The sequence below is a fragment of the Kitasatospora sp. NPDC052896 genome (genome assembly GCF_044547075.1).
In the GTDB taxonomy this organism is placed as follows: Bacteria; Actinomycetota; Actinomycetes; order Streptomycetales; family Streptomycetaceae; genus Kitasatospora.
In genome coordinates this window covers 1011221-1027855 of record NZ_JBITZU010000001.1, presented here as the reverse complement: position 1 = coordinate 1027855, position 16635 = coordinate 1011221, and the positions used below count along the sequence as shown (strand labels likewise).

Genomic DNA, 16635 nt, shown 5'->3' with positions numbered 1-16635 from the left:
GAATCGGTGAGCGGAGAAGCTGAGATGGCGACGGAGAGTGCGGCGGCCGATGGTGGCCCGGGTGAGCTCGGCGCGACGCCCGAGGCGGCGCGGGAGGTCTTCGGGGAGCGGTTCGCGGCCGCGGAGCGCTATGCCCAGCTGCTGGCGACGGCGGGGGTGCAGCGCGGGCTGATCGGGCCACGGGAGGTGCCGCGGCTCTGGGATCGGCACGTGCTGAACTGCGCGGTGCTGTCCGAGCTGCTGCCGGTGGACGCCACGCTCTGCGACGTCGGCTCGGGGGCCGGGCTGCCCGGGATTCCGGTGGCGCTGGCTCGCCCGGACGTCTCGGTGACGCTGCTGGAGCCGCTGCTGCGGCGGACCACCTTCCTGGAGGAGGTGGTCCGGGAGCTGGAGCTGTCGAACGTCACCGTGCTGCGCGGGCGCGCGGAGGAGATGGTCGGCAAGGTCTCGGTGGACATCGTCACCGCGCGGGCGGTGGCCCCGCTGGACCGGCTGGCCGGCTGGGGGATGCCGCTGCTTCGCCCGTACGGGCAGATGTTGGCGCTCAAGGGTGACACCGCCGAGCAGGAGCTGGCCGACTCGCGGGCGGCGCTGACCCGGCTGGGCGCGGTGGAGTGGGCGGTGATCCCGGTGGGGGCGAACCTGCTCGGTGCCGCGACCCGGGTGGTGCAGGTGAAGGCGGGGGAGAGCCCGGGTGGGGTGAGGGCGGCGACCCGGCGGGCCAAGGTGGCCCGGGCCGGCCGGGCGGGGCGTCCGGGTGACGGCGGCCGGGGCACGGGGCGTCGTCGGCGCTGAGTGAGGTCGTTCGAGGCCCGGGGCGGCTGCCCCGGGCCTCTGTCGTTCCCTCGGAGTGTCGCACCGTCAGATTCGCGACATTACCGGCATGGTGTTTCACGTGAAACGTCGCTCTCTCCTCTCGTCCGGTTTTGACTTGCGGCTCCGCCGCGGGCTGGGTCTCAGCCGGGCGGCGACTGTTGCCGCTCCGGTTTCACGTGAAACACTGACCCCCATGCAGGACTCGGAGACCATCGACCAGATCGATGACACCCCCATCGGGCGGGCGGCCCAGGCCGCGGTCCAGGCGATGGGGCGGGCGGGTGAGGGGCTTCCCCGGCCGTCGGCGACCCGCGTGATCGTGGTGGCCAACCAGAAGGGCGGGGTGGGGAAGACCACCAGTACCGTCAACATGGCCGCCTCGCTGGCCATGCACGGACTGCGCGTCCTGGTGGTGGACCTCGACCCGCAGGGCAACGCCTCCACCGCGCTGGGGATCGACCACCACGCCGAGGTGCCCTCGATCTACGACGTCCTGGTGGAGGGCAAGCCGCTCGCCGACGTGGTGCAGCCGGTGGTGGACGTCGAGGGCCTGTTCTGCGTCCCCGCCACCATCGACCTGGCCGGCGCGGAGATCGAGCTGGTCTCGCTGGTGGCCCGGGAGAGCCGGCTGCAGCGCGCGATCGCCGCCTATGAGCAGCCGCTGGACTACGTCCTGATCGACTGTCCGCCCTCGCTGGGCCTGTTGACGGTCAACGCCCTGGTGGCCGGCCAGGAGGTGCTTATCCCGATCCAGTGCGAGTACTACGCGCTGGAGGGGCTGGGGCAGCTGCTGCGCAACGTGGATCTGGTGCGGGCGCACCTCAACCCGACGCTGCACGTCTCGACCATCCTGCTCACCATGTACGACGCCCGGACCCGGCTGGCCGCCCAGGTCGCCGAGGAGGTGCGCACCCACTTCACCGCGGAGGTGCTGCGGACCGCCATTCCGCGCTCGGTCCGGATCTCGGAGGCCCCGAGCTACGGGCAGACCGTGCTGACCTACGACCCGGGCTCGGCCGGTGCACTCTCCTACCTGGAGGCCGCCCGTGAGCTGGCGCTGCGCGCCCCCGGGCTGGCGGCGTCGCCCACCGCGGCCGAGCAGACGGCGGCGGACGCGCTCGGCGCGGTGGGGCAGCAGCGGACCACGATCGGCGCGCAGGCGACGCCGACGGCACAGCACAGCACGATGGAGGGCAATCGGTGAGCGGTCGCAGGGGTCTGGGACGAGGGCTCGGGGCGCTGATCCCGCCGACCACGGCGGATGGGGCCGGCGGTGGGGTGGCCACGGAGGCCCCGGAACGGCCCGCGTCGCCGGCCCCATCCGCGCCGTCGGGGGCTCTCGCCGCGGCGGGCAGCGGGGCGGTGTCGCCCAGCGCGGTGCCGCTGCTGCCCTCCGGCCGTGGCACGGTGGCGGCCCGGGCGGCCTCGGCCGTCCGGGAGGAGAGTGCGCGCGGTGCCGAGCTGAGCCCGGTGGACGGCGCCCGGTTCGCCGAGCTGCCGCTGGACGCGATCACGCCGAACCCGCGCCAGCCGCGTGAGGTCTTCGACGAGGACAAGCTGGAGGAGCTGGTCGACTCCATCAAGGCGGTGGGCCTGCTGCAGCCGGTGGTGGTGCGCCAGGTGGGGCCGGAGCGCTTTGAGCTGATCATGGGCGAGCGGCGCTGGCGGGCCTCCCGGGAGGCCGGGTTGGAGCAGATCCCGGCGATCGTCCGTGCCACCGAGGACGACAAGCTGCTGCTGGACGCGCTGCTGGAGAACCTGCACCGGGCCGAGCTCAACCCGTTGGAGGAGGCGAACGCCTACGAGCAGCTGCTGCACGACTTCTCCTGCACCCATGACGAGCTGGCCGACCGGATCGGCCGCTCGCGTTCGCACGTCTCCAACACCCTGCGGCTGCTGAAGCTCTCGCCGACCGTGCAGCGGCGGGTGGCCGCCGGAGTGCTGACCGCCGGTCACGCCAGGGCCCTGGTGGGCGTCCCGGAGCACGAGCGGCAGGAGCAGCTGGCCACCCGGATCGTCGCGGAGGGCCTCTCGGTGCGGACCACCGAGGAGATCGTGCGGCTGATGGACAGCGAGGAGAAGCCGCCGCGCCCGGCCGGCCCGAAGGCCGGCAAGCTGCTCTCCCCGGCCTTCAACGACCTGGCCGGGCGGCTCTCCGACCGCTTCGACACCCGGGTCAAGGTCGAGGTCTCGCAGCGCAACGGCAAGCTCGGCAAGGGCAAGGTGGTGCTGGAGTTCGCCTCGGTGGAGGACCTCAACCGGATCCTCGACAGCCTGGCTCCGGGGGAGGACGGACTGCGGCTCTCGCAGAGCTGATCGGGACCCGCTGATCGTGCGGTGCCACCCTGTGGGTGCATGTTTCACGTGAAACATGCACCCACAGGCGTCTGTGCCGTCCGCGTACCGCGGGTAGGAACCACGAGGAGGTGTGGTGGATGGGACGGAGGATCGCTCCCCTGACACTGGACAATCTGGCGGACCTGCCCGGGCCCTGCCGGTCCTGTGTCTTCTGGGAGCTCGACCCGGTGCGCGGCCGGGAGGCGGTGGAGTCCGGCAAGCCGGAGCTGGAGAAGGAGAGCTGGATCTCCGCGGTGCTGCTGGAGTGGGGGTCCTGCGGTCGGATCGTCTATGTGGACGAGGCTCCGGCCGGCTTCGTGCTCTACGCGCCGCCGGCCTATGTGCCGCGCTCGCAGTCCTTCCCGACCAGTCCGGTCTCGCCGGACGCCGTCCAGCTGATGATCAGCCGGGTGTTGCCGGAGTTCCAGGGGCAGGGGCTGGGGCGGGTGCTGGTGCAGACGGTGGCCAAGGACCTGTTGGGGCGGGGGTTCCGCGCGATCGAGGCGTTCGGCTCGGCCGGGGGCGAGCGGCCGAGCTGTCTGCTGCCGGCCGACCACCTGCTGGCGGTGGGCTTCAAGACGGTCCGCCCGCACCACCGCCATCCGCGGCTGCGCCTGGAGGCCCGCTCCACGCTCTCCTGGAAGGGTGATGTCGAGGGGGCGCTGGAGCGCCTGCTCGGCGGCGCGCGGAAGGAGCCCGTGCTGCGACCGTTCTGACCTCGGGTCGCGTTCTGACCCCGGGTCGGAGGACGGCGAAGGGGGCGTGGTCCGATCCGGGCCACGCCCCCTTCGCAGTTTGATCAGGCCTGGATGAAGTCGGCCAGCTCGCGCAGCAGCGCCGCCTTGGGACGGGCGCCGACGATGCTCTTCACGAGCTCGCCGTTCTGGTAGACGTTCAGGGTCGGGATCGAGATGACGCCGTACTGCGCGGCCACCGCGGAGTTCTTGTCCACGTCGACCTTGGCGACGGTGATCTGGTCACCGTGCTCCTTGGCGATCTCCTCCAGGACGGGGGCGACCTGCTTGCACGGGCCGCACCAGGTGGCCCAGAAGTCCACCAGGACGGGCTTGTCGCTCTTGAGGACCTCGGCGTCGAAGGTCGCGTCGGTCACGGTGATGGTGGCGCCGGCCACGGGATCTCCTAAGGTCTGTTACGGGGTTTCTACAGGCAGAACAACGGGGGAGCGGAATCTGTTTCTCCGCCCGCACTGTTTCACGTGAAACGCGGCGGGCGGAACCGGGGCCGGGGGTGACTCAGACCGCGACCGTGGCGGCGGCCTTGGCCTCCTGGTCGGCCAGGTGGGCCAGGAACCGCTCGGCGTCCAGCGCGGCGGAGCAGCCGGTGCCGGCGGCGGTGATGGCCTGGCGGTAGGTGTGGTCGACCACGTCGCCGGCGCCGAAGACGCCGGTGAGGTTGGTCCGGGTGGAGGGGGCCTCCACCTTGAGGTAGCCCTCGGCGTCCAGCTCCAGCTGGCCCTTGAAGAGTTCGGTGCGCGGGTCGTGGCCGATCGCGATGAACAGGCCGGTGACCGGCAGCTCGCGCAGCTCGCCGGTGGTGGTGTCGCGCAGGGTCACCCCGGTGAGCTTGGGGTCGCCGTGGATGGCCTCGACCGCGCTGTCCCAGGCGAAGGTGATCTTCGGGTCGGCGAAGGCGCGCTCCTGCATGGCCTTGGAGGCGCGCAGGGTGTCCCGGCGGTGGATGACCGTGACGCTCTTGGCGAAGCGGGAGAGGAAGGTCGCCTCCTCCAGGGCCGTGTCGCCGCCGCCGACCACCGCGATGTCCTGGTCGCGGAAGAAGAAGCCGTCGCAGGTCGCGCACCAGGAGACGCCGCGGCCGGACAGGTCGTCCTCCCGGGGCAGACCGAGCTTGCGGTGCTGCGAACCGGTGGTGACGATCACGGCGCGGGCCCGGTGCACGGTGCCCTCGGAGTCCGTGACGGTCTTGATCTCACCGGTGAGGTCGACCGCGACGATGTCGTCCGGCACCAGCTCGGCGCCGAAGCGCTCGGCCTGGGCCCGCATGTTGTCCATCAGCTCGGGGCCCATGATGCCGTCCCGGAAGCCGGGGAAGTTCTCGACCTCGGTGGTGTTCATCAGCGCGCCGCCGGCGGTGACCGCGCCCTCGAAGACGAGCGGCTCGAGGGAGGCCCGCGCGGTGTAGAGCGCGGCCGTGTAGCCGGCCGGGCCGGAGCCGATGATGATCACGTTACGGACGTCGCTCACTGCATCTCCTGGTTCGCATCGCGACCCGCCCAGGGCGGGGAGGGGTGGCGGTCCTGCTCCGCCGCCCGGGACAACGAGTCCCCAGTGTCCCGCATTCCCCCGGACGCCGGTACCAGCCGCCCACCGCGCGGACGAGTGAGCGGGACCGGCTCAGCCAGCCGGGACGACCTGGTGCAGCGCCACCGAGGCCGTCGTCCCCGGGTGTTGGGCGCAGTCCGGGCTGAGCAGGTAGACGTCCAGGTGGCTCGGGTCGCCCGCGATCCGGAACACGTAGAGGTCGACCGGCGAGCCGTCGTACGAGCCGTGCGTGCTCGCCAGCGGTTGCTCGGCCCGGTGGACGCCGACGGCCTGCTGGACGCAGGGCGCCAGGGCGGCGCTGCTGGCGCTCGGAACCTGTTCGGTGGCGAGGTGCGGAACGTTGCCGGGGGGCTGGGCGGCGGCCGACTCGCCGCCGGCGAGCAGGTGCTGGACCTCGGCCGGGAGCTGGGCCGCGGTGAAGGCCGGGCCGGCCGCGACGGCGGGGGTTGGTCGGGCGGGGGCACCGGCCGTGGTGCTCGGCTGCTGCTGCCCGAGCACACCGGAGAGCAGCAGGCCGGCGCCGAGGCCGAGCGCCGCGAAGGTGCCGGCGGCCGCTGCCAGCAGCCGGCGGCGGCGCGGGCTCCGGGCCGGGCCGGCGGACCGGTCGGCGCGACCGGGCGGGCGGGCGTGGCCGGCCGGTCCGGCGGGGGCGTGCGGGCGGGTGGGCGTGGCCGCCGACGGACGGGCGGGAGCGGTCGCGGCTTCGGCGGCCAGGGCGGCGTCGATCCGATCGGCCACCTCGGCCGGCAGCGCGGGCGCCGGCTCGGCGGCGAGCAGCTCGCTGACGCCGGCCAGCGCGGTCAGCGTCTCCGCGCACTCGGGGCAGCCGGCGACGTGGGCGCGGACCGACCGCTCCTCGGCGGCCGTCAGCAACTCCTCCTGGAGGTCCGCCAGCTGGTCGAGGGAGGGATGGGAGGCGGACCGGGCCGACTCGACCGGTTCGGGTGTCTGGTGTGTCATCGGGCCGTCGCATCTCCTTCCAGGCGCAACTCGGAGCGGACGCCAGGGGCCTCCGGTGGGACGGGGCCGGGGCCCTCCGGGTTCCCCCCGGGCCCGCCCGGCGGTGTTCCACGTGAAACGCCGGTCTCCCGCAGGTGTCGGACCAGCGGCAGCAGCCTGGCCCGGCCGCGGGCGCAGCGGCTCTTGACCGTGCCGACCGCGACCCCGAGCACCTCGGCGGCCTCGGCGACCGGGTAGCCCTGCATGTCCACCAGGACCAGGGCGGCCCGCTGCTCGGCGGGGAGGGCGGCGAGCGCGGTGGCCAACTCGCGGCGCAGCTCGTGCCGGACCACCTGGACGTCGGTGGGCTCGGCGCTGCCGACCAGGGCGTCCAGCTTCTGCGGATCGTCGTCCAGCGGCGTGGTCCGCCGCACCGCGGCCCGGCGGGCCCGGTCCAGACAGGCGTTGACCACGATCCGGTGCAGCCAGGTGGTCACGGCGGAGCGGCCCTGGAAGCCGCCGGCCGAGCGGAACGCCGAGACCAGGGCGTCCTGCAGGGCGTCGGCCGCCTCCTCGCGGTCGCCGAGGGTACGCACGGCGACCGCCCAGAGCCGCTCGCGGTGCCGCTCGACCAGCCGGCCGAAGGCCGTAGGGTCCCCGGCGACGTGCCGGGCGAGCAGCTCGGCGTCGCTGCACTCCTCGGCCGCCGTCGCGCGCGGCTCGGTCGGCTCCGCCATCCGCCCCCCATCGAGGCTCGTACTCAGCCGGTGACCGTGATCTCGGCGACCTGGCCCCGGTAACTTCCATCCACATCCTTGGGGAGGCTGGTCAGCCAGATCAAGAGGTAACGGCTGTTGACCGGCGAGGAGGGCTGGAAGTTCACGGTGGTGCCGCTGCCCTGGGCGACCGGGTTGCCGAAGTCGCCGAAGGCGGTGGGCATGGCGCCGCCGGTCGCGTTGGGCACCCGGAGCTCGGCGGTGGTGCTGCCGCCGGCGAACTGCACGGTGACCGAGCTGACCGGCTTGGCCGAGCCGAGGTCCACCAGCAGGCCGGTGCCGTGCCCGAGCCTGGGTAGGTCGTCGTAGTAGCCCTCGGTGGTCCAGACGGTGTTCGGGTTGCCGTCGTAGGTGTTGTGCAGCTGGTCGGCGTGCACGTTCGGGTCGCCGTACGGGTTGAACGAGGTGACGTTGGCGATCTGCAGCTGGACCGGGGCGGCGGTGCCGCTGCCGGCGGACGGCCGGCCGGGCGCGCTGGCGGCGCCCGAGGGGCCCAGCGCCTGGTGCTGGGTGCCGGGGCTGCCGGTGTCGCCGAGTCGGCCGACCAGCTCCCAGGAGCCGTAGCCGATCGCGGCCAGCAGGACGGCGGAGACCGTCCAGGTGAGCAGCCGCCTGCCCCGGCCCCGGTTGGCCCGGGCGGCGGAGCGGGGTCCGGCCGGCGGAGCGGGGTGCGCGGGTGCCGGCTGGACCGGGCGCGGTTCGCGGCCGACCCGGCCGGCCACCGGCTGCGGGGCCGAGTAGCGCGGCGCGGCCAGCCCGGGCTGCGCCGGATCGGGCTCGGGCTGGCGGATCCTGGGCAGCAGCGCGACGGCCTTGGCCAGCTCCTCCGGGGTGCGGATGGGTGCCAGGTGGTGCGGGGGCGGGTCGCAGAGCGCCCGGGCGGCCAGCTCGGCCAGACCGCGGTGCACCCCGGCCCGGACCTGGTCCGGCGGGAGGCAGCCGAGGCCCTTGGGCAGCCCCTGGAGGTCGTAGCGGTCCTCCGGGTAGGGCCAGCGGTGGGTGAGCGCGGCGTAGAGCAGGGTGCCGATCGCGCGGGTGTCGGTCAGCTCGGCGTCGTCCTCGGGCAGGCCGCGCAGCGCGGCGTCGACCGCCAGGCCGTTGATCCGGTACTGGCCGGTCTCGGTGCGCAGCACGCAGCGCGGGGTGAGCCGCAGGTGCGCCCGGCCACTGCGGTGGGCGGCCGCGATCGCGTCGCTGACCTGCTTGACCAGCTGGTAGGAGTCGTAGGGCTCCAGCGGGCCGGCCGCGAGCAGGGTGGCCAGGTCGGTGGCGCCGGGAAGCCACTCGCGGATCACGTAGACCAGCTCGCCGTCCCGCACCGCGTCGAGCACCTGGACGAAACGCGGATCGTTGAGCAGCGCGGCGGAGCGGGCGGCGGCCAGCACGGTGTCGGCCCGGCTGTGCCCGGCGGCCAGCAGGTGGACGCCGACCGCGCGGCGCAGCTTCTCGTCCACCGCGCGCCAGCTGCTGAAGTACTCCGCCTGGGAGATGCACTCCTCCAGCCGGTAGCGCTCGGCGATCATGTCACCGCTGTGCCGGACCGGCGCCGGCGGCTCGGCGACCGCCCCGGTGGGGGGCACGGTGCCGAGCGGCGTGCTGGCCGGGTCGGCCGAGGCCGGCAGGAGCGCGGTGGCGTCGTCGGGCAGGGCACGGAGCGGGACGGTCTCCCCGGACCCCGCCGGCGGTTCGCCGCTCGGGCCGGCCGGTGCGGCGGCGATCTCGGCCGCGATCTCCTCGGCCGAGAGCGGTGCGGTGACCTCGGCCCCCTCCTCGGCCGCTGACGTGTCGACGACTGCCTTGGTGCGATCAGTCACCGTCGTCCTGCCTCCCCTTGTATCGCCCGGTTGGGTGCCCTCGGCGGGGTGCCCCGGGAGGGGCGGGCGCGCGAGAACCCGGGTCCGCAGAGCCCGTCGTTCGAAGACAATTGTGCCTACTCTTCTCACCGGAGTACGACCGGTGAGGGGGCCAACTGGTTGCGGCCTGGTTACTCCATTCGGTTGGTGGACAAACTGAGCCGGGGTCAGCGGCCCAGTCGACTACGGACCATACCGATCATCGCGTTCAGCTCCTCGATCCGCATCCGGCGGGCGAGCGCCAGGAAGGCGGACAGCTGGACGGCGGCCGCGACGGCAACCGCGACCACGCTGCCGAACCAGCCGCCGAGCAGGTCGCCGAGGCCGAACGCGACCAGGAACCCGAGCAGGCCGGCCGGCAGGCAGGCGATGCTGAGCCGGGCGTACGTCCGGGCGATCCGCCCGGTGTCCAGGCCGCCGATCCGTGCCTTGAGCTTGGGCAGCGCCACCGCGACCCCGAGCGCGTAGGAGGCGCCGTAGCCGAGCGCCATCCCGGTGACCGCCCACCGGGCGGGGAGCACAAGGTAGCAGAGGACCGCGGCGCCGGCCTGGGCGGCGGCCACCCAGACGGTGTTGGAGAACGGGGTCCGGGTGTCCTCGTAGGCGTAGAAGCCGCGCAGCAGGACGTACTGCACGGAGTAGGGGATCAGGCCGAGGGCGAAGGCGGAGAGCATGTACCCGACCGCGGTGGTGGCGTGCGCGACGCCGCCGCCGTTGCCCAGCCCGTAGATCGCGGTGCCGATCTGCGGGCCGAGGGCCAGGAAGAGGAAGGCGGCCGGCACGATCGCCACCGCGGAGGTGCGCAGCCCGTACGAGAGGTCGTCGCGGACCGCGCCGGCGTCGCCGTCGGCGGCCGAGCGGGAGAGCCGGGGCAGCACCGCGCTCATCACCGAGACGGTGATCACGGCCATCGGCAGCTGCCAGATCAGCAGCGCGTTGGAGTAGGCCGCCAGGCCCACGCCGAGGACGCCGGTCTGCGCGGCCCGGGCGCCGGCCGCGGTGGCGAGCTGGGTGACCACCAGGTAGCCGGCCTGGTTGGCGAGCACGAAGAGGAAGGTCCACTTGGCCAGCCGGGCCGCCTTGCCCAGGCCGTGCCCGCGCCAGTCGAAGCGGGGCCGGAACCGGAAGCCGGCGGCGTGCAGGTACGGGATCATCGACAGCGCCTGGACCGCGAGCCCGAGCAGGGTGCCGATCCCCAGCAGTCGCAGGCCCTCGGGAGAGACGCTCTCCGGGGTGACCCGGCTGTGCTGGAAGGTGCCGAAGACCCAGAGGTACATCCCGAAGCTGAAGATCACCACGATGTTGTTGAGGACCGGGGTCCACATCATCGCGCCGAACCGGCCACGGGCGTTGAGGATCTGACCCATCACCACGTGAACGCCCATGAAGAAGATGGTCGGCAGGCAGTAACGGGCCAGGGTCACCGTGGTGTCGGCGCCGACCGGGTCGCGCATCAGCGAGTGCGAGATCAGCTGGACCAGCAGTGGGGCGGCCAGCACCGCCACGAAGGCGACCCCGGCCAGGCCGGTGATCACCACGGTGAGCAGCCGGTTGGCGTAGGCGGTGCCGCCGTCCTCGTCCTGCTTCATGCTGCGGACCAGCTGCGGGACGAAGACCGCGTTGAGCGCGCCGCCGCCGATCAGGATGTAGAGCAGGGTGGGCAGGGTGTTCGCGGCGGAGTAGGAGTCGCCCATGGTGCCGACGCCGATCGCGGCGGCGATCACCATGGTGCGCAGGAAGCCGGTGGCGCGGGAGACCAGGGTGCCGGCGGCCATCACGGCGCTGGAGTTGACCAGGTTGACCACCCGGCCGCCGACCGAGGGGGTCGTGGCGGCGGGGGACGGCTCGAGCGGCTCGGCGGGTTCGCCCGGCTCGTCCGGTTCGCCCGGGGTCTCCGGCGGTTCTCCGACGGTGCCCCCCGGGCCCCGGTCCGGTTCCCCGCGCTCGGCGGGCTCCTCGGGCCGGTGGCCGGGCGGGGCCGGCGGCGCGCTGGCGGCCCGCCCCCCGGTCTCCTCGGTGGTGAGCGGCGGGTCGAACTCGATCACCGGGACGAACGGCTTCTCCGCGGCGGCCGTCGCGGTGCCGAGCAGGTCGTCCACCCCGATGTACTCGTCGGGCTCGCCGTCCCCCGCGGTGCCGGCGGCCACCGGGACCTGCACCGGGGCCGGGCGGGCCCAGCGGGAGGCCGGGATCACCGCCTCCAGGCCGTCCGCCGTCGGGGTGGCCGCCTCGACGGGCTCCTCGACCGGCTCCTCGGCGGATTCCTCGACGGGCTCCGGGGCCGGTTCCGGGGCTGGCCCCGGGTCGTCCGTGGCGCGGTGGTACGGCCCGGGCTGGTCGGCGCCGGCGTACGGATCGGCGGCGTACGGGTCCCGAGCGTAGGTGTCGGCCAGGTACCAGTCCGGTTCCTCCGCCGTGGCCTCCGGTGCGGGCGCACTCCCGGTCCGGTTCCGGTCGCGCTCCTGGCCCTGCACTCGGTCGTCACGCGGCGCGTTCATGCCACCTCTTAGGCGTCCTGGTCCGGCTGGTCTCGGAGACCTACTGTCTCATCACGGCTCGGCCGAACCCGGCTTTCGACGCCGACCGCTACGCCTGCGCCGTGGCGGTCCCCTGATCGGTGACCCGGTCCGCCGCATCCGGCACCAGGGGCGCGTCCGGGTCCTCGGGCTCCCCGTCCTGCTTCTTGCGCTGGAGGTAGATCCGCGCCCCGGCCAGCAGCACCAGCACGCCGCCGGCGCCGACCACCCACCAGACCCCGCTGGGCACCTTGGTGACCTCGACGTTGAACTGCACCGCGGGCCCGTACGGCTGCGCGTCCGGCCCGACCGTCCACAGCTGGGCGGTCATCGGGACCAGCCCGTTCTGCTTGGCCTGCGCGGTGAAGCGCAGCGAGTTGCTGTGCGCGGCGCCCAGCACCACCGGCACCGGCACGCTGACCTTGAGCCGGTTCGGCTGCCCGGAGGTGAGCCGCAGCTGCAGGTTCTCCACGGTCTGGTTGAGGTCGTTCTTGACGCTGACCTGCAACAGGCCGGAGTCACCCGGAAGAGTGATGATCTTACTCTTGGCCGGGATGCTCACCGCGGAGGTCAGCTGGTCCAGGTACTTCCGCACGTTGAGGCGGTAGCCCGTGCCGGCCGACTGCTGGTCGCGCCAGCCGGTGGAGACCGAGCGGACCATGGCGGCACCGAACGGGCTGCTCACCCGCTGCGGCACGGTCAGGATCCGGAGCAGCTGGTCGACCCCCTGCTGCATGGTCGAGACGGCCGCGAAGTCCGAGCTGGTCAGCTCGGAGGAGCGCAGGTCGCCCGGGTAGGAGTCGGCGCCCGGCACGGTGGTGGTGGCGCCGGGGTCGGCCGGCGCGCTCGCCACCGCGTCCAGCGTGGCCGGCGTGGTCCACTTGCCGTTCTGCGCGTCCTTCAGCGAGTCGGCCAGCGCCTGCGCGGTGTTGGCGGTCAGCTCGCGCGGCGGCATCACCAGCAGGCTGCGCTGGTTGTTCGGCTGCTCCTGGGTGATGGCCAGGCTCTGGGCCAGGAAGCGTTGCTCGGCCAGGGTGCGCTCGGCCTGGGTGCTGAGGTCGGACTGGAACGGCGCGGACAGTCCGCTGTCGGCCACCACCGCGGTCAGGTTGTCGCCGATCGGCCGGGCCGCGTTCGGGGTGTGCGCCAGCGAGGGGGAGTCCGGCAGGCTGGTGCCGTTCACCAGCACCAGCGAGTCGCCCAGCTTCTGCGCGGTGCCGGCGATCTCCTGGTCCAGCTCGCCCTGGTACGGCCAGGCGACGTCGTTGCGGACGTCCACCGACAGCCGGCCCTCGACGGTGACCTTGCCCGCCGTGCTCGCCTTGCCCAGCGCGGTGTCCAGGCCGGCCAGGCCCTGGCCGTTGTGCGCGATCGAGGCGAGGTCCGGGTCGGCGTACGGCAGTGCGACCACCTCGTCGCCGTTCTTGGTCACCGCGGCGCGCAGCTCGTTCAGCCAGGCGGTGGCCACCGCCTGGCCCTTGCCCGGGGTGGTGTTGTCGTCCTTGGCCGGCTCGCCGCCGTGGCCGGGCTGCTGCACCCGGTACGCCTGGGTCATCGCGTACACGGTGTCCAGCAGGTCAGGGTCGATCACCCAGGTCAACGACGGGACGGTGGCCCCGATCCTGACCAGCTGGTCCAGCCGGCCGCCCGGCGCCAGCTCGGTGGCCAGCGAGTCGTCCCGCAGCACCGGGGTCTGGTCGGTGTCGTTACCGGCCACGGTCTGGGCCACCAGCTCGGGTGCGTGGGTGAGCGGCCAGAGCGTGCCGATCTGGGTGGGCTTGGTGTCCTTGGGGTCCGGGAAGTACGGCAGCAGGCTGCGGGCGATGCCCACCTGGTGGGTGCTGTCGTCGTCCTGGGTGCCGCCCTGGACGTCCACCGCGAGTTCGTAGACCCCCTGGTCCAGCTTCAGGTCGCCCATCGAGACCTGGAGCGTGAAGGGCGCCGAGGCGCCCGGCGCGAGGTCGTTCAGCTGCTGGGTCGGGTTGTCCAGCTCGCGGCCGTCGGCAGCGGTCGGGGTGGTCCTGGCCAGCATGGTGTCGATGTCGCTGCGGGTGCTCAGCGGGTCCTTGGTCCGGCCGCCGACCAGCAGGCCCGCGTGGGCGTTCCTGACCGGGGCGGTGCCGCCGTTGGTGACCTGGCCGCTGACGACCAGGGTGCCGTTCGCGCCGGGCGCGGTCGGCTCGACGCTGTTGATGCTGACCGCGACCGGGAAGTCCGGGGTCACGCCGGCCAGCGTCGGCGCGGCCAGCGCCTGCGGGGCCACCACCGCGCCCAGCAGCGCCAGCGCGCAGCCACCGGCCAGGGCGGCGAGTCCGGTCCGGCCCGCGCGTCGGGGCCCCCGGACCAGCCCGCGAGGACCTCCCGTGTGCCGTGCTGGCTCACTCACGCCGTTCGCCCTCACCGTTCTGGTCCGCTGCCGTCAACATCCTGCGGTGCCGCTCCGCGCCGACCGCTGTCGCGGCACTGCCCGGGACGACGCGCCGCGCCGGACCGGAGGTTCCCCACCGGCATGGTAACGACGCCGCCCGGTCGGCAGTGTTGCGGGCCGGGCGATGCGGACCGGCCGGAAAACCCACGGGCCACCGGTGGTCGGGGCCACGTACCCTTGTGTGCCGTGTCCACCACCAATGATTCCAGCTCCGCGCCGCTCGCCCCGCCCGCCGCCGGCTCCGTCCTGCCAGGCCTGAGCGAGGCGCAGACCCTCGGCCTGCAGGAGCTGCTCCGGGTCTCGCCGGTCGCGGACGAGATCGCCCGGCGTTTCCAGGACGCCGGCTTCCGGCTGGCGCTGGTCGGCGGTTCGGTGCGGGACGCGCTGCTCGGCCGGCTCGGCAACGACCTGGACTTCACCACCGACGCCCGCCCCCGGCAGGTGCTCAAGCTGGTCAAGGGCTGGGCGGACGCGGTCTGGGACGTGGGCATCGCCTTCGGCACGGTCGGTGCCCGCAAGGACACCGCGGACGGGTCCTACCTGATCGAGATCACCACCTACCGCTCCGAGGCGTACGACCGCACCTCCCGCAAGCCCGAGGTGACCTTCGGCGACACCATCGAGGAGGACCTGGTCCGCCGGGACTTCACGGTCAACTCGATGGCCGTCGACCTTCCCGGTCGCGGCTTCGTCGACCCGCACCACGGTCTGGAGGACCTGGAGGTCCGGGTGCTGCGCACCCCGGCCACGCCCGAGGAGTCGTTCTCCGACGACCCGCTGCGGATGATGCGGGCCGCCCGCTTCGCCGCCCAGCTCGACTTCGCCCCCGCACCCGAGGTGCTCGCGGCGATGACCGCGATGGCCGAGCGGATCACCATCGTGTCGGCCGAGCGGGTGCAGGCCGAGCTGAACAAGCTGCTGCTGGCGGACCACCCGATCAAGGGGCTGCGGCTGCTGGTCGACACCGGGCTGGCGGACCACGTGCTGCCCGAGCTGCCGGCGCTGCGCCTGGAGCGGGACGAGCACCACCGGCACAAGGACGTCTACGAGCACTCGCTGACCGTCCTGGAGCAGGCCATCGCGCTGGAGACGGACGGCCCGGACCTGACGCTGCGGCTGGCCGCGCTGCTGCACGACATCGGCAAGCCGCGCACCCGCCGCTTCGAGTCGGACGGCCGGGTCTCCTTCCACCACCACGAGATGGTCGGCGCGAAGATGACCCGCAAGCGGATGCGGGAGCTGAAGTACTCCAAGGAGCTGATCGACGACGTCGCCCGGCTGGTCGAGCTGCACCTGCGCTTCCACGGCTACGGCGCCGGCGAGTGGACCGACTCCGCCGTCCGCCGCTACGTCACGGACGCCGGTCCGCTGCTGGAGCGCCTGCACAAGCTGACCCGCTCCGACTGCACCACCCGCAACCGCAAGAAGGCGCTCACGCTCTCGCGCACCTACGACAGCCTGGAGGAGCGGATCGAGCAGCTCAAGGAGCAGGAGGAGCTGGACTCCATCCGCCCGGCGCTGGACGGCAACCAGATCATGGAGCTGCTCGGACTGCGGCCCGGCCCGTTGGTCGGCAAGGCCTACAAGCACCTGCTGGAGCTGCGGCTGGAGCACGGCCCGATGGACGAGGAGACCGCGGTGGCCGCGCTCAAGCAGTGGTGGGAGGCCGAGCAGTCGGCGGCCGACTAGCGGGTGGCGGTCAGGCAGAGCACGAGCCGCCGCGACCCCTGCTCGCGGCTGTACCAGCTGTCCGCGCCGGGCACCGCCCGGCAGGCGCCCGGCCCGTCGCTGCTGCCGGGAACCCGCTCGACCACCCGGTACTCGGCCCGGTGGTCGGTGCAGGAGAGCAGCTCGATGACCGGCGCGGGGTCGTCCGCGCCGGCGCCCGGGTGGTCGTCGCGCAGGCAGTCGCCGACCGCGGCGCCGGTCGGGTCGGCGGCCGGACCGGCCGGTGAAGCGGTGACGGCCCGGGGGCTCGGCGCGACACCCGCCTCGGAGGGACGGTCCGCGAGCGGCCGGTCACCCGGGCCGACGGTCAGCAGCACGGCCAGCGCCAGCACCGGCAGGGCCGGCACCACCAGCATCCCGATCGCCGGGCGCCTGGTCAGCGGCACCCCGGGGTCGAGCTGCGGTCCGTGGCTGCCGGCCGGCGGCGGGGGCAGCTCGCGCAGCCGTCGGTGCACCGCGCGGTTGCGCAACAGGGCGGCCGGCGCGAGGACCGGCGACAGGTAACCCCACCAACCGCGCAGCAGGGTCTGCTGGGAGAGGTCGCGGATCGTCGCGGTGCCGCAGACCACGCAGTACGGGCCCGGGCGACGGAGCGGCCGGGCCAGCAGGCCCCGGCCGCGGTGACCGCGCACAGTGGCCGCCAACGCCGGGCGCCCGCCGCAGAACCGGCAGGCCGGTCCGTCCGGTACGGACGTGGGACGACGCTCGGGGATCGCCGGCGGTGGGGCCGGGTGGCCCTGGCCGGGCAGCGGCGGGCCGCCGGTCGGCGGGGGAGGTGGCCCGTACGAGGCTGGCGGCGGGCCGAAGCCGGGGTACGGATGGGGGTTCGGTGGCGTGCTCACAGGCTCCCCCTGCGACGACGGACTGTCCTCACCCGGTGACGGAGTGAGGCGGGCGGCAGGTACCCTAGCGAGTCCGCGCCGGCCGGACGCCGTGCGCCGT

At 73.8% G+C, this 16635-nt stretch carries 13 protein-coding genes; 5 read left to right on the top strand and 8 right to left on the bottom strand.

Going from position 1 to position 16635, the window contains the following annotated elements:
* The first annotated feature begins 24 nt into the window (after nucleotides 1-24).
* The 4 genes from rsmG (at nucleotide 25) to ACIGXM_RS04780 (ending at nucleotide 3869) form a co-directional block, all read left to right on the top strand.
* Nucleotides 25-795: a 16S rRNA (guanine(527)-N(7))-methyltransferase RsmG gene (rsmG, locus tag ACIGXM_RS04795; protein WP_396556798.1), complete on the top strand. Its 771-nt coding sequence runs from the start codon at nucleotides 25-27 to the stop codon at nucleotides 793-795.
* 241 nt (nucleotides 796-1036) lie between these two features.
* Nucleotides 1037-2020 carry a ParA family protein gene (locus ACIGXM_RS04790; RefSeq protein ID WP_396557388.1) on the top strand — a complete coding sequence of 328 codons (984 nt, stop codon included), beginning with the start codon at nucleotides 1037-1039 and terminating at the stop codon, nucleotides 2018-2020.
* A complete protein-coding gene (locus tag ACIGXM_RS04785) occupies nucleotides 2017-3132 on the top strand; it encodes a ParB/RepB/Spo0J family partition protein (protein WP_396556796.1) in 1116 nt (371 codons plus the stop codon). Before ACIGXM_RS04790 ends, ACIGXM_RS04785 begins: the two co-directional genes overlap by 4 nt.
* 119 nt (nucleotides 3133-3251) lie before the next feature.
* Nucleotides 3252-3869, top strand: a complete 618-nt coding sequence (locus tag ACIGXM_RS04780; protein ID WP_396556794.1) for a GNAT family N-acetyltransferase — start codon at nucleotides 3252-3254, stop codon at nucleotides 3867-3869.
* Between the two features lie 83 nt (nucleotides 3870-3952).
* On the opposite strand, the gene trxA is transcribed toward ACIGXM_RS04780, so the two are convergent.
* From trxA to ACIGXM_RS04745, 7 genes are all read right to left on the bottom strand, one after another.
* On the bottom strand, nucleotides 3953-4285 hold the full coding sequence (gene trxA / locus ACIGXM_RS04775) for a thioredoxin (protein ID WP_396556793.1): 333 nt from the start codon (nucleotides 4283-4285) through the stop codon (nucleotides 3953-3955).
* 121 nt (nucleotides 4286-4406) lie between these two features.
* Nucleotides 4407-5375 (bottom strand): thioredoxin-disulfide reductase, encoded by a 969-nt coding sequence (gene trxB / locus ACIGXM_RS04770; protein ID WP_396556791.1) that lies wholly within the window; start codon nucleotides 5373-5375, stop codon nucleotides 4407-4409.
* 150 nt (nucleotides 5376-5525) lie between these two features.
* Entirely contained in the window at nucleotides 5526-6413 is an 888-nt protein-coding gene (locus ACIGXM_RS04765; protein ID WP_396556789.1) for a hypothetical protein, read from the bottom strand.
* Nucleotides 6410-7129: an RNA polymerase sigma factor SigM gene (gene sigM, locus ACIGXM_RS04760; protein ID WP_396556787.1), complete on the bottom strand. Its 720-nt coding sequence runs from the start codon at nucleotides 7127-7129 to the stop codon at nucleotides 6410-6412. The genes ACIGXM_RS04765 and sigM overlap by 4 nt, the downstream gene beginning before the upstream one ends.
* Before the next feature lie 23 nt (nucleotides 7130-7152).
* Nucleotides 7153-8982 (bottom strand): protein kinase family protein, encoded by a 1830-nt coding sequence (locus ACIGXM_RS04755; RefSeq protein WP_396556785.1) that lies wholly within the window; start codon nucleotides 8980-8982, stop codon nucleotides 7153-7155.
* A 206-nt stretch (nucleotides 8983-9188) separates the two neighbouring features.
* A complete protein-coding gene (gene murJ / locus ACIGXM_RS04750) occupies nucleotides 9189-11519 on the bottom strand; it encodes a murein biosynthesis integral membrane protein MurJ (RefSeq protein ID WP_396556783.1) in 2331 nt (776 codons plus the stop codon).
* A gap of 88 nt (nucleotides 11520-11607) precedes the next feature.
* Entirely contained in the window at nucleotides 11608-13923 is a 2316-nt protein-coding gene (locus ACIGXM_RS04745) for a DUF6049 family protein (RefSeq protein WP_396556781.1), read from the bottom strand.
* A 288-nt stretch (nucleotides 13924-14211) separates the two neighbouring features.
* On the opposite strand from ACIGXM_RS04745, the gene ACIGXM_RS04740 reads away from it, so the two are divergent.
* A complete protein-coding gene (locus ACIGXM_RS04740) occupies nucleotides 14212-15654 on the top strand; it encodes a CCA tRNA nucleotidyltransferase (RefSeq protein ID WP_396557386.1) in 1443 nt (480 codons plus the stop codon).
* Here the strand turns inward: ACIGXM_RS04740 and ACIGXM_RS04735 are convergent.
* Complete coding sequence (locus ACIGXM_RS04735; RefSeq protein ID WP_396556779.1) at nucleotides 15651-16535, bottom strand: hypothetical protein; 885 nt, start codon at nucleotides 16533-16535, stop codon at nucleotides 15651-15653. The two genes, ACIGXM_RS04740 and ACIGXM_RS04735, sit on opposite strands and share 4 nt — an antisense overlap.
* Between the last annotated feature and the right edge of the window lie 100 nt (nucleotides 16536-16635).

Excerpts from the sequence above, each read along its gene's own strand:
- rsmG (WP_396556798.1), top strand. The coding sequence starts at position 25 with ATGGCGACGGAGAGTGCGGCGGCCGATGGTGGCCCGGGTGAGCTCGGC.
- ACIGXM_RS04780 (WP_396556794.1), top strand. The coding sequence starts at position 3,252 with ATGGGACGGAGGATCGCTCCCCTGACACTGGACAATCTGGCGGACCTG.
- ACIGXM_RS04765 (WP_396556789.1), bottom strand. The coding sequence starts at position 6,413 with ATGACACACCAGACACCCGAACCGGTCGAGTCGGCCCGGTCCGCCTCC.
- murJ (WP_396556783.1), bottom strand. The coding sequence starts at position 11,519 with ATGAACGCGCCGCGTGACGACCGAGTGCAGGGCCAGGAGCGCGACCGG.
- sigM (WP_396556787.1), bottom strand. The coding sequence starts at position 7,129 with ATGGCGGAGCCGACCGAGCCGCGCGCGACGGCGGCCGAGGAGTGCAGC.